The organism is Hydrogenophaga sp. GW456-12-10-14-TSB4 (genome assembly GCF_059424305.1).
On sequence record NZ_JBWKZH010000015.1, the window covers coordinates 76,035 to 88,852 of the forward strand.

The 12,818-nt window shown below is 67.9% G+C and carries 10 protein-coding genes; 8 read left to right on the plus strand and 2 right to left on the minus strand.

The window, feature by feature from the left end; genetic code table 11:
- Positions 1–17: 17 nt before the first annotated feature.
- The 5 genes from AC07ZS_RS10215 to AC07ZS_RS10235 all read left to right on the plus strand — a co-directional run bounded on the left by AC07ZS_RS10215 (position 18) and on the right by AC07ZS_RS10235 (position 6,986).
- Positions 18–539, plus strand: coding sequence for a flavin reductase family protein (locus AC07ZS_RS10215; RefSeq protein ID WP_494798488.1), 522 nt, complete (start codon positions 18–20; stop codon positions 537–539).
- Between the two features lie 11 nt (positions 540–550).
- On the plus strand, positions 551–1,057 hold the full coding sequence (locus tag AC07ZS_RS10220; protein WP_494798489.1) for a MarR family winged helix-turn-helix transcriptional regulator: 507 nt from the start codon (positions 551–553) through the stop codon (positions 1,055–1,057).
- Between the two features lie 45 nt (positions 1,058–1,102).
- A complete protein-coding gene (locus AC07ZS_RS10225; protein ID WP_494798490.1) occupies positions 1,103–2,008 on the plus strand; it encodes a DMT family transporter in 906 nt (301 codons plus the stop codon).
- Positions 2,009–2,136: 128 nt separating this feature from the next.
- A complete protein-coding gene (locus AC07ZS_RS10230; protein ID WP_494798491.1) occupies positions 2,137–6,471 on the plus strand; it encodes a hypothetical protein in 4,335 nt (1,444 codons plus the stop codon).
- A 92-nt stretch (positions 6,472–6,563) separates the two neighbouring features.
- On the plus strand, positions 6,564–6,986 hold the full coding sequence (locus AC07ZS_RS10235) for a hypothetical protein (protein WP_494798492.1): 423 nt from the start codon (positions 6,564–6,566) through the stop codon (positions 6,984–6,986).
- Positions 6,987–6,990: 4 nt separating this feature from the next.
- On the opposite strand, the gene AC07ZS_RS10240 is transcribed toward AC07ZS_RS10235, so the two are convergent.
- Positions 6,991–7,908 (minus strand): LysR family transcriptional regulator, encoded by a 918-nt coding sequence (locus AC07ZS_RS10240; protein ID WP_494798493.1) that lies wholly within the window; start codon positions 7,906–7,908, stop codon positions 6,991–6,993.
- A 101-nt stretch (positions 7,909–8,009) separates the two neighbouring features.
- On the opposite strand from AC07ZS_RS10240, the gene AC07ZS_RS10245 reads away from it, so the two are divergent.
- The gene (locus AC07ZS_RS10245; RefSeq protein WP_494798494.1) at positions 8,010–8,654 is read left to right on the plus strand and encodes an NAD(P)-dependent oxidoreductase; all 645 of its coding nucleotides are present in this window, start codon (positions 8,010–8,012) and stop codon (positions 8,652–8,654) included.
- Between the two features lie 168 nt (positions 8,655–8,822).
- Here the strand turns inward: AC07ZS_RS10245 and AC07ZS_RS10250 are convergent, their stop codons facing one another.
- The gene (locus tag AC07ZS_RS10250; RefSeq protein WP_494798495.1) at positions 8,823–10,901 is read right to left on the minus strand and encodes an acetoacetate--CoA ligase; all 2,079 of its coding nucleotides are present in this window, start codon (positions 10,899–10,901) and stop codon (positions 8,823–8,825) included.
- Positions 10,902–11,031: 130 nt separating this feature from the next.
- On the opposite strand from AC07ZS_RS10250, the gene AC07ZS_RS10255 reads away from it, so the two are divergent.
- Together AC07ZS_RS10255 and AC07ZS_RS10260 are read left to right on the plus strand one after the other, a co-directional pair.
- A complete protein-coding gene (locus AC07ZS_RS10255) occupies positions 11,032–12,072 on the plus strand; it encodes an SMP-30/gluconolactonase/LRE family protein (RefSeq protein WP_494798496.1) in 1,041 nt (346 codons plus the stop codon).
- Positions 12,073–12,155: 83 nt separating this feature from the next.
- Positions 12,156–12,818: TetR/AcrR family transcriptional regulator (locus AC07ZS_RS10260; RefSeq protein ID WP_494798497.1), on the plus strand; the 663-nt coding region annotated here is incomplete at its 3' end.

Below are 12,818 nucleotides of genomic sequence, written 5' to 3' on the forward strand. Positions count from 1 at the left end.
TCATATAAATTCCAACCATGTCCCCAGCCCGTTCCGCCGGCCAGCAGGCCCGGCCCCCTGACTTTTCGGCGCACGAGTTCCGCGCCTCGCTGGGCATGTTCGCCACGGGGGTGACCATCGTGACCGCGCGCACCGATAGCGGTGACCTCGTGGGCCTGACGGCCAACTCCTTCAACTCGGTCTCGCTCTCGCCGCCGCTGGTGCTCTGGAGCCTGGCGCGCGCGGCCGGCTCCATGGCTGCGTTCTCCAACGGCAGGCACTACGCCATCAACGTGCTCGCGGCCGACCAGCAGGCGCTGGCCGAGCGCTTTGCCGCGCGCGACACCGACCGCTGGGCCGGTGTGGGTTTCACCAGCGGCGCCAGCGGCGCGCCGCTGCTCGACGGCGCGGCCGCCAGCTTCGAGTGCTTCAACCGCAGCCAGTACGCCGAGGGCGACCACGTGATCTTCGTCGGCGAGGTGGAACGCTGCCGCCACCGGCCCGAGGCCTCGCCGCTGCTCTTCCATGGCGGGCGCTTCTACACCGAACACCCCTTGTGAACACACACGCCGTGAACGAACGCGTCCCGCCGCCGGGCCGCCCCAAGGCGGGACAGCCCCCTCGGGGGGCAGCGACCCGCGAAGCGGTGGAGCGTGGGGGCGCACGTTTCACGGACGACTACCTGGGCTACCTGCTCGGGCAGGCGAACCACGCTCTCTTCAAAGACTTCGACGCCGTGGTTCGAGACGCCGGCCTGAGCAGCATCGAATGGCGCGTGCTGGCCACGCTCACCGGCCAGCCGCCCATGCCCGTGGGCCAACTGGCGTTCGAGGTGTTGAGCCAGCAACCCACCGTGACCAAGCTCGTGCAGCGCCTGGCCGCCCAGGGCTGGGTGGCGCTGTGCGACGACCCGGCCGACCAGCGCCGCACGCTGGTGAACATCACCGCCACCGGGCAGAAGAAGGTAACGCCCCTGATCGCACTGGCGCGCGAGCACGAGGCGTCGGTGCTGGGCACGCTGAGCGCGGCCGAGGTGCGCCGCCTCAAGGACCAGCTGCGCCGCCTCGCGCAGGCCTAACCCCCGCGACAGCTGGGACATCGGCGCGCGCCGACAATCGCTCGCATGACTTCTCCGGCCGACCGCAAGACCCACCTCGACTCCCTCGCCATCACCCTGCTCGTGGTGTGCTGCGCCTTCTGGGGTTTCCAGCAGATCCTGATCAAGGACACCGTGGCCGAGGTGCCGCCGCTGTGGCAGGCCTCGCTGCGCTTCTGGGGCGCGGCCGTGCTCATCTGGGCGTGGTGCCGGGTGCGCGATGTGCCGCTGTTCGCGCGCGACGGCACACTCAAGGCCGGCCTGCTCGCGGGTTCGCTGTTCGCCGGCGAGTTCGCCTTCATCTACCTCGGGTTGCTGCACACCAGCGCCTCGCGCCTCACCGTGTTCCTCTACACCAGCCCCTTCGTGGTGGCGCTGCTGCTGCCGCGCGTGGTGCCGGGCGAGCGGCTGCGGCGCATCCAGTGGGTGGGTCTGGTGATCGCCTTCGCCGCCGTGGCGCTGGCCTTCAGCGAGGGCTTCATGCACGGCTCGCCGGTGGCAGGCGCGTGGTTGGGCGACGCGATGGCGCTGGCCGCCGGCACGCTCTGGGGCCTGACCACGCTCACCATCCGCGCCACGAAGCTCTCGGGCGCGAGCGCGGAGAAGACCCTGTTCTACCAGGTGGCGGTGACGGCGGCGGTCGCGCCCTTCATCTCGCTCGCGCTGGGCGAGGTCTGGTCGCTCGACTACTCGGCGCGCGCCTGGGGCTCGCTCGGCATCCAGACCGTGGTCGGCGCCTTCGCCAGCTACCTCACCTGGATGTGGCTGCTGCGGCACTACCCCGCCACGCAGATGTCGACCTTCACCTTCCTCACCCCGGTGTTCGCACTGGTGTTCGGCGTGGTGCTGCTCAGCGAGCCGCTCACGCTGCAACTGGTGGTGGCGCTGGTGGGCGTGGCGCTGGGCATCGTGCTCGTGAGCCGGCGCGGCTGAGCAGGCCTTTGCATGTGCCCGGTGTGACCCCGGGAAATCCCGGGGTGGTTTGACCGAACCCGGCCAATGACCTTCCTCACTAGCTAGTTTCAGCGCATTCATTGCTGAAACCGAACAGGGAGGTCATTTTGAGTTTCAATTTGCCGTCGGTCTGTCACAACCTGCTTCCCCACCACATGCATGGTGACCATGCGGTGGCCTTCGACGAAGAATCCCTGCTCACCAAAGACAAGGAGACCGATGACTCCCTTGTCGTGTCCACGTCAACGGATACCGCTCCCCATTTCGATCAGGCCTCCTTTGTCCTTCCCTTGTCGCGCCCCTCTCTGTCCCTGCTGGGTCGGACCGCCGGGCCAACACCCGACGTCCAGCGGCAGGTGGCCGCGATTCTCCAGGACTTCGCCGCCGGCCCGCCAAAGCCCCACCCCGACGACCTCCTGTCCGCGCAGCACGTCTACCCGGCATGGTGCGTCCTGCTGTTCGCGACCGTCGGGCCAGGCTACGGCACGAGCATCGACTTCCAGACCGGTGCCGAGCACCCGAACGCCGGACTTCACTACCTTCCGGCCATGATCGCCGGCCTGGGTCAGGCGGGCGACTCCAAGATCACCTGGGACGGTGTCCGCGGCGGTTTGGCGAGCCATCGGCAGGAGCTGGAGGACTGCCACGTCTACCTGAATGCGGTGTCCGGCTTGCAGGCCTTGGCTGCGCTGAAAACGCATCAAGCTTCGGACCGCGCCTTGGTCGAGCAGGCCCGGGCTCGGTTCGAGGAGTTGGTGCAGACCCACGTCGCCACCTTCCAGCGCTGCCTGGAACCGGGCTACCTCGTCCCTCGCTGCATGATCGCTGGCGTGCGAGACGTCGGGCTGGGAGGACTGTCTCTGCTCAAGACCATCCCGACGGCGGCGGTCAACGGCATGGCCACCGGCGGGCCGCTCACCGGCGCCGCCAAAGACCTGGCCACCACCCTGCCCCATCTCTCCTCTGCCCTCACGATGTTGACGGGCGTTTTCCACATCGCGCACGCGATCCTGGAAGGCCTGGACGCACGAAGAAACCTCAAGGCGCTGTTGAAGGCCGAGCAGTTCGACAAAAACGTGTTTGAAGCGCATGGGGCAGGTTGCCCCGAGCTGCTGGAGCTGCTGGAGCACCGCCACCAGTGGCGTGAGCTGGCGCGGCTCGATGCCGATCTGCTCGACCTGCACGGCTGGATCCGTGGCATCTACGGCGGTACCAGCCTGGGGGGCGCCGTGGCCGGCGCCGTCTTGACCGGGCTGGGCGGCGCAGCCGTGTTTGGCGCAGCGGGCGTGGGCATCCCTGGTCTTGTCGGCATCTTCCTCGCAGGCGCTTACATGATGTGGTACGGGATTCGCGCCAACATCCGGACGGCGAAACAGAAATGCCATGAAAAGGCCTGCCGCACCATCGCGGCGCTGCATGAGCGAAGCGCCGACAAGATGCCCGGCCTGTCCAGCCCGCACCTCAGCCGCCCGATCCAGGCCATTGCGCGCGACATCGTCGGCCGGCTTCAAACGCAGGACACCCAGCAGCAGACCCGGCAGATGCTGATCGCCCTGGGGCTTGCCCCGAGCGCCGTCGATGCGGCCATCGACGGCGACAGCAAACCGATCATCCCGCTCATTGAGCAGCTGGGCTCGCAGGCGACCTTGTCCTCGGAAAGCGAGGGCCTGCGCCGCTTCCATGCGTGCCCGGACAAGCCGGCCTCGAAGCAGCTCACCGTGTTGGAGCGGTGGATGGACCTGGGGCACAAGCCAGCGGACATCACGGCGCCTTGCGATCTCGCCCAGGCAAGCTGGACACAGTACCTCGCCCCCGGCGCCGACATGGGCGACCTTCGAAAGTCCTCGCTGACCCCGCAGCTCATCCGCCATCACTGGAACGATGCCGGCTTTCAGCCTGCGCTGCGCCGCCAGCTGTGCACGAAAGGATTCCACGTGATGAAGACACCAGACGATGCCTGGGCTCTGCTGGATATCCATCGCACCGATATGCACCGGGAAGCGAAGGTGCGTGCCGAAGTCGCCGGATGGATCAACGCGGGCCAATGGCACCACGTCAAACGGTGTCTGCGCGATGATCTGGCCACGCTCGCCCATCGGAAAGTGCTTCAGGAGGACTACGGCATCTTGCCCAGGCACGCGGGAAACATCCTGGCCGTGCTGCAACAACGTGCCGCCACCCTGCCCTTGCAAACCGACACCCTACCTTCGTTCATGGCCATTTACAAGGCCAGCGATGCGACGGGCAAACGCTTGCTCCTGCCCCAAGTTCAAGCCCTGGTGGATGCCTCCGCCCAGAGCATGCCCAAAGACGAGGGTGTGGCCTTGCGCACCGCGCTCGGCATCACGGCCGACAGCGGCATCCATGAGGGGAACGTGGATGCCGTGCTGCAATCGCTGCAGAAGTTCCTGGCGGTGTCCGAGAAGCTCCGCGGCCAGACCCTGTCCAAGGTGGTGGCCTCGCTCCACACCTATCCCACCGACAGCCATTTTCCCAAGGCCCTGTGCCACCTCGCGGCCATGCGCGAGCTTCGCATGCGATGCGAAACGAAAGGCTGCGACCTGGGCCGGCCGGACGTCGAGCACGCCCTGAAGCAGGCCAAGGCACTGTCGACCCAGAAGCTTCACACCCGCACGATCGGTGCTGGCGAGGGCGGCGGTGTGTTCGGTTTCGGGGGCTATCGCCTGAACAAGCAAGGCGCCTTCATCCGGTCCCTCTTCGAGCAATGCATGAGCAGCAAGCCAGGTACCTCTCCCAAACAGGAAGAGAGCAGCATGAGCAGCAAGCCAGGCACCTCTCCCAAACAGGAAGAGAACATCCAGGCCGTGCAGCAGCAAAGCGCCCTGTTTCTGTCGGACCACTTTTCAACACTCATGGTCGCTTGCAAGGCCTGCAAACCGGTTAACAAAGGCACGTTCTTGCCCCAGGTTCGAGCCTTGGTGGATACCGCCACTCAAGGAATGCCCGAAGACGAGCGTGCGGCGTTGCGTGCCGCGCTCGGCATTCCGGACGAGAACGACATCGACGAGGGAAACGTGGACGCCGTGCTGCAGGCGCTGCAGAAATTTCTGATCGTGTCCGAGAAGCTCCCGGCCCAAACCCTCTCCAAGGTGGTGGCCTCGCTCCACACCTACCCCACCGACCCAAGCATTCCCGAGGCCCTGTGCCGGCTCGCCGCCTTGCGCGAACTTCGCCAGCGATGCGAAGCAAAAGGCCGCTCCCTCGCCGAGCCCGAGGTGCTGCACGCCTTGGTGTTGGCCAAGGCACTGTCGACCGAGAAGCTGCATGGCAACGGCTTCCTGGGTCTGGGACGGCCTCGCCTGAACGAGAAAGGTGCGTTCCTCCACCATCTGTTCGAGAGCTGCCTGGGGGGCCATCCGCCAAAGGTGGCCCTGTCTTCGACTTCGCTCCAGCAGCTGTGGTGCCAGTCGGACAATTCGGCCTACCGTGCCGCGCTGATGCAGAGCGCGAACCAGATGATGGGACGCGAACCCACCGCGCCGGTTGCCCCCGATGCGCAGGCATTTGCCGACCTCTTCGCCCAGTACAGCACGCCCGGCGCTCTGCAGAAAGCGCTTCGCAGCAAAGACGACAAGCAGCGAGGGGCGGCCAGTGCCCGCCTGGATGAGATGCTCACCGCGGCCGAAACGCACGTCAAGGATTCGCTGGGTGGAGAGGACTGCATCGTGCACCTGAAAGCGTATTTCCGCCTGGAAAAGCTCAAGCACGGTTCAAACCCACCCTCGCATGCCCTGGGGGTCATCTCCGCGGACAGGCTCGATACCTACCGCACCGCTCTCGCCTGGCGCAAGGGAAGAATGCCAGCCTGGCTCAGAAAGATCGTACCGGCCTGGCTGGTGGCCTGGTTCATGAAAGCGCGGAACAAGAACATCCAGGCGATCCAGGCCGAACTCAAACAGTTGAGCAACGGGCAGAAAGCGCAAGTCCATTCGTTCTGGTCAGCCAAATTCCTGACGCAACACAACGCCAGCACCACCGAGCTGCAGAAATTGCAGGCGCTCTATCCCGGGCTCGAGGCGGCCAAGTCCTACAAAGAGCTGGTCACGAGGCTCCAGACATTGAGCCGAATGAGCGTACCTCAGCTTCGGGAGTCGCTTCTCCAGAACCAGGAGCGGGCTTGGCACTGGATTCAAGTCGAGTTCAAAACCCGCGGCCTGCTGCCGCCCACCGACAAGCCCCAGGCGCTGGACATGCTGAGAGAGGCTGCCAAGAAGGGCGGGGCCGATCTGTTGGTGGCGCTGTCGACCCTGAAAAGCAACGCCAGCAGACTGCAGGGGGAAAAATTGGCCCAACGGCTCTGGCGCGAGGCCGACCACAGGACCACCGCCGAAGAGGACAAGGGTGACAGCCCTGGTCTGACCCGCAGCAACAGCGCCCTGATCCCGGGGAAACGGCCGAGCCTGTCCATGGTGAACGAATGAAGCAGACGGGAGGCCGCGGAATGTAAGTCATCCGTCAGTTCCGCGGATGAGCATTTGGCGAGCCCAATGCCCGCGGCGCCCAGGAGAACCCCATGCTGTCCAAGGCCATCGTGTTGCTGTCGCTGGTCGCGCTGATCTTTCCCATGGTGTTCTTCACCTTCGCGTCGCCGCCGCTGCTCATCCTGAAACACGACACCCCCCAGGACGCGCGCTTCGTCCGGGCGCTGTTCAACTACTACTACACGGTGGTGGTGATCGCCGCCAGCGCGGGGGCTGTGGGCCAGATGGCGGTGGGCCGCGTCGCGGCGGGGCTGGCCATGGGGGGCGTGGCGGCCTTTGTCTTCGCAGTGCGCCGCTGGGTCGTCCCGCGCATGGATGCGCTGCGGGAAAGGATCGCAGGCGGCGACACCTCCGCGATCCCGCTTTTCCGGCGCCTGCACCTCACGGGCATCCTGCTCAACCTCGTGCAGGTGGGTGTGGTCGCCTGGGGCATGGCCAAGCTCGCCGCGTTGTAAGCCTTCAGCCTGATCGGGCCGCGAAGTGCTGCTGCAGCGCCTGCAACGCATGGCGCACCTTGGCCGGCTGCTCGCCGCGCCGGGGCGTGACCGCGAACACCGCCGCCGGCTCCAGCCGCCAGTCCGGCAACACGGGCGCGAGCCGGCCCTCGGCCATGGGCTGGCGCACATCATCCGCCATGCCCACGTAAAGCCCCCAGCCGGCCACGGCCATGGCCTGCAGCGCGGTCACCTGCGAGGCAAACAGGCGTGCCTCCACGCGCACCTCTTCGCGTTCGCCTTGCAAACCCTGGAAGCTCAAGGTGTCCACGGCGGCACCGCGCGGCGGCAGGCCCAGCCAGTCGTGCCCGGCCAGCTCGCCCGGGTGGCGTGGCCAGCCGCGTTCGGCCAGGTAACGCGGCGCGGCACAGAGCTGGCGCTGCAGTTCACCCAGCCGGCGCGCGACCAGTGAGGAGTCGGTGAAGCGGCCCACGCGCAGGGCCAGGTCCACACGCTCGCCGATGAGGTCGATGGGGGTGTCGTCCAGCAGCAGGTGCAGGCGCAGCCGGGGATGGCGCCGCAGGGGCTCGAGCGCAGCGGCCAGCAATTCGCCGAAACCGATCGGCGCAGCCAGGCGCAGCTCGCCCTCGGGCTCGTCGCGCAGGCGCTCGAGCGCCTGGTCGGCGCTGCGGGCCTGGGCCACCATGGCGGCGCAGGCGGGGTAATAGCGCTCACCGGCCTCGGTGAGCGTGAGGCGGCGGGTGGAGCGGTGCAGCAGCACCAGGCCCAGTGCCTCTTCGAGCAGGCGCAGTTGCTGGCTCACGGCCGAGGGCGTGCTGCCCACGCGGCGGGCGGCGGCACTCAACGACCCGCTGTCCACGATCTCCGCGAACAGGGCCATGCGCTTGAGCTTGTCCGTCCAGGCGGTGTTGTCGCTGCTCATTGTTTAGATTTTCTACAAGAAGAAAGCAGATTCTGCCGCCTACCGCTCATTCTTTGTAGCCATGACACTAGATCCATCCCAACTTTCTCAGGAGTTTCGTCATGAAGATCGCCCTCATCGGTGCCACCGGTTTCGTCGGCAGCGCCGTGCTCGCCGAACTGCTCTCGCGCGGCCACCACGTGACCGCCCTTGCCCGCCACCCCGAGAAGCTCGCGGCACAAGCCGGGCTGCAGGTGGTGAAGGCCGACGTGACCGACGCCGCGCAGGTGGCCCGGGCCGTGGCCGGGCACGACGCCGTCGTGAGCGCCTACAACCCGGGCTGGAGCGAGCCGGAGATCCATCGCCTGTTCGGCCTGGGTTACGACGGCATCCTCGCCGGTGCGAAGCAGGCCGGCGTGCAGCGGGTGCTGGCGGTCGGCGGTGCGGGCAGCCTGGAGGTGGCGCCCGGCCTGCAGCTGGTGGACACGCCCGAGTTCCCGGCCGAATGGAAACAGGGCGCGCTGGCCGCGCGCGACCTGCTCACGCGCCTGCGCGGCGAGACCGCACTGGCCTGGAGCTTCCTCTCGCCGCCGATCCTCCTTGCGCCAGGCGAGCGCACCGGCAAGTACCGCACGGGCGGCGACCAGCCACTGCCGGGTTCCGGCGATCAGCCGTCGGGCATTTCGGTGGCCGATCTGGCAGTGGCGATCGTGGACGAAATCGAAAACCCGAAGCACACCCGCCAGCGCTTCACGGTGGCGAACTGAGGGCTCACCCCGGCGCGAACACCCGCACGCCCCAGCTCGCGAGTGCCGGGCGTTCTGCGCAGCGGGGTAAAGGAGGAGGCGGCACCAGCCGCCGGGGGACACCCGCGGAGCAGAGCGCCCGGTGCTCGCGAGCCAGCGAGGTGCAGGCGCGAAAACCTGACAGAGCAGCTACGCCCGCGAAGCCGCGAACTTCACATACCAATCCAGGCAGCCCGGGTTGGCCATCGCCTCGCGGTTGATGACCTTCTCCAGCGGCTGGCCGAGCAGCAGTTTCTTGATCGGTAGTTCCTGCTTCTTGCCCGAGAGCGTGCGCGGGATCTCCGCCACCTGGAACACGCCGTTGGGCACGAAGCGCGGCGACAACGCGGTCTTGATGCTGTCGTTGATGCGCGCCTTGAGCGCATCGTCGAGAACGGTGCCCTCGCGCAGCACCACGAACAGCGGCATGTAGCTCTCGCGTCCCAGGTACTCGAGGTCCACCACCATCGAGTCCATCACCTCGGGCAGCGCTTCCACCGCGCTGTAGAGCTCGCTCGTGCCCATGCGCAGGCCGTGGCGGTTGATGGTGGCGTCGGAGCGGCCGTAGATCACGCAGGAGCCGTCCGCGCCGATGCGCAGCCAGTCGCCGTGCCGCCAGACCGCGCCGGCCTCGGGACCGAGGTCACCGCCACCGGGCTTGCGACCCTGGCCAGCGGGATAGGTGTCGAAGTAGCTGCCGATCAGGCGCTGGTGGTTCACGTCGCCCACGAAATACAGCGGCATCGAAGGAATGGGCTGCGCACAGACCAGTTCGCCCACCTCGTCGATCACCGGTTGGCCCTGCTCATTCCACGCTTCGACCGCGCAACCCAGCAAGCGGCACTGCATGCGCCCGGGCGTCTGCGGCAGCTCGCGGTTGCCGCCGATGAAGGCGCCCGCAAAGTCGGTGCCGCCCGAGATGTTGCACCACCAGATGTCCTGCTGCGCCTCGCTCTTCGCGACGCGGCGGAATTGCTCCGTGCCCCAGCGCTGCGCGTCTTCCGACAGTGGTGAGCCGGTGGTGCCGAGCGCGCGCACGGCGGACAGATCGCCGCACGCGGCGAGGTCGACCCCCGCCTTGATGCAGTTGGCGAAGAAGGCCGCGCCCGCGCCGAAGAAGGTCACACCGAGCTCCGCCGCGAAGCGCCAGAGCGTGGTCCAGTCGGGCCTGTCCTTGCTCCCACCCGGATTGCCGTCGTAGATCACACAGGTGGTGCCATTGAGCAGGCCGCTGGTCTGTGCGTTCCACATCACCCAGCCGGTGGAGCTGTACCAGTGGTAGCGCTCGCCCCAGCTGTTGGGGTGGTAGCTGCAACCCACGTCGTTGTGCAGGATCTTGAGCGCCATCCCCACGATGACCGTGCCGCCGTGGCCATGCACGATGGGCTTGGGCAGGCCGGTGGTGCCGCTGGAGTAGACGATCCACAGCGGGTGATCGAAGGGCAGCCACACCGGCTCGAAGGCGGCGGTGGCGGCATCGTCGCGCGCGGTGGTTGCGGCGAAGCAGACGCAGGGCGCGGCAGCCCGCAGCGCCTCGGCCTGCGCCGCCTCGCCCTCGGCCAGGTTGGTGTGCAGCACCACGTGGCGCACCGTGGGCAGGGCAGCGCGCAGCTCGGCCACCACGGCCAGGCGGTCGTGGTCGCGGCCGGCGTAGCTCACGCCGTCGCAGGCGATCAGCACCACCGGCTCGATCTGGCGGAAGCGGTCGAGCACCGCGTTGGTGCCCATGTCGGGCGCGCAGATGCTCCACACCGCGCCGATGGACACCGTGGCCAGGAACGCCACCATGGCCTCGGGGATGTTCGGCAGGTAGGCCGCCACACGGTCGCCGGGCTGCACGCCCTGGGCCTGCAGGTGCTGCGCAAGCGAGGCCACCTGGCGCCGCAGCTCGGGCCAGCTCAGCTCGACCTGCCGGCCCTTTTCGTTGCGGCTCACCACAGCGGCGAAGCCCGCCTCGTGCGCCGGCCCCACGTGGCGGAACACCTGCTGCGCGTAGTTCATGCGCGCACCGGTGAACCAGGGCGCGCCGGGCATCACGTTCTTCGCCAGCACGGCCGTGTGCGGCGTGGGCGAGCGCAGGTCGAAGTAGTCCCAGATGCTCTGCCAGAAGCCGTCGAGGTCGGTGATGGACCAGCGCCAGAGCGCGTCGTAGCTCTCGAAACGCAGGTCGCGGTGCTCGGCGAGCCATTGCTGGTACAGGCGGATCTGGGGCACGTAAGGCGCAGTCATGCGCTGAGCTTAGATCGGGCTCGCGCTCCGCACGCCTAGGGTTTGTACGGTTGTACAAGAATCGACCTCGCCCGTTCAATGCCCCCTTCGCCGGCCGCAGCCCGCGGCCCGCCTCATCGGGGAACCCACCATGCCTTCGACAAACAATCCGCTGGACGGCTTCCAGGTCGACCGCGCCACGATCCGCACCATCGGCCAGGACCTGCAGCGGCCCGAGTGCATCCTGGCCGAGCGCGACGGCACGCTGTGGGCGGCCGATGCGCGCGGCGGCGTCACGCGCATCGGCGCCGACGGGCAGCAGCGCTTCATCGGCCAGCGCGCCGACACGCGCTTCGCCAGCGCCGCCCAGGCCTCCATCGACGACGTGGAGGCCAAGTTCACGCAGGGCACGCTGCCCAACGGCCTGGCGTTCGCGGCCAACGGCGACGTGCTGATCGCCAACTTCGGCACCGACCGGCTGGAGGTGATGGCGCGCGACGGACAGACGCGCACGCTGCACGACCGCATCGACGGCCAGCCGATCGGCAAGGTCAACTTCGTGCTGCGCGACTCGAAGGATCGCATCTGGCTCACCGTCTCCACCCGCGTGAATCCGTGGACCGTGGCGGCCAGCAGCCGCGTGCGCGACGGCTACCTCGCGGTGGTGGACGAGCGCGGCCTGCGCGTGGTGGCCGACGGCTTTCACTTCACCAACGAGATCCGCTTCGATGCGCGCGAGGAGTGGCTCTACATCGTGGAGACCACCGGGCCGCACATCAGCCGCATGCGGGTGGTGGAGTCGGCCCAGGGCGTGGCCCTGGCCGACCGCGAGGTGTTCGGGCCCTCGCACCTGGGCGGCTTCCCCGACGGCATCGCCTTCGACGCCTTCGGCAACCTCTGGTGCACGCTGGTCATGACCGACCAGCTGATCGCGCTCACGCCGCAAGGCGACCGCCGCCTGCTGCTCGACGACGGCAACCCCGAGACCTCGAAGGTGCTGCTCGACCACATGAACGACGGCACGCTCACCGCCGAGGACATGCTGCGCGCGCGCGGCACGCTGGCGCCCTGGATGGCCAGCGTCACCTTCGGCGGACCCGACCTGCGCACGGTCTACATCGGCAGCCTGATGGGCACCACCATCCCGTTCTTCACCTCGCCCGTGCCCGGCCTGCCCATGGTGCACTGGTAACACAGATCCGCCCCCGGTCCCTCAGACCCGGCCCAGGGTTTGTACGGGTGTACAACATTTTTGAACAGATGTTCAATAACGCCATGCCCACCCGTCGCCAGAAGAGTGCCGCGCCCCGCCCCGACCGCCAGCAAGCCATCCTGCTCGCGGCCGAGAAGCTGTTTGCGCTGCGCGGTTACCACGCCGTGACGATCCGCCAGATCGCCGAGGAGGCGGGTGTGCCGCTGGCGCTGGTGGCCTATTACTACGGCCCCAAACAGGACCTGTTCCACGCGGTGTTCGCGCACTGGAGCCACACCATCGACGAACGCCTGGCCGCGCTGGACGCCACGCCGCAAGACCCCGACGACCCGCAGACCCTGCAGCGCATCGTCGAGGCCTTCGTGGCGCCGGTGATCCGCATGCGATCCAGCCCCGAAGGGCAGTTCTACGCCCAGCTGGTGGGCCGCGAGCTGGCCTACCACAGCGAAGAGTCCGAGCGCGTGCTCAACGAGTTCTTCGACCCGCTGGCGCACCGCTTCATCGACGCGCTGCACCGCGTCCTGCCGCACGCCAGCCGCGCCGACGCCGCCTGGGCCTACCAGTTCGCGCTCGGCGCCCTGCTGCACCACCTGGTCGACGTCCGCGTCGAGCGCCTCTCGCTCAACCTCAACCGGCCCAACGACCCGGCCGCCGCCGAGCGGCTGGTGCGTTTCATCGTGGGGGGACTGCGCGCCGCGCTGTCGCCCCCGGCCCCGATTTCGCCC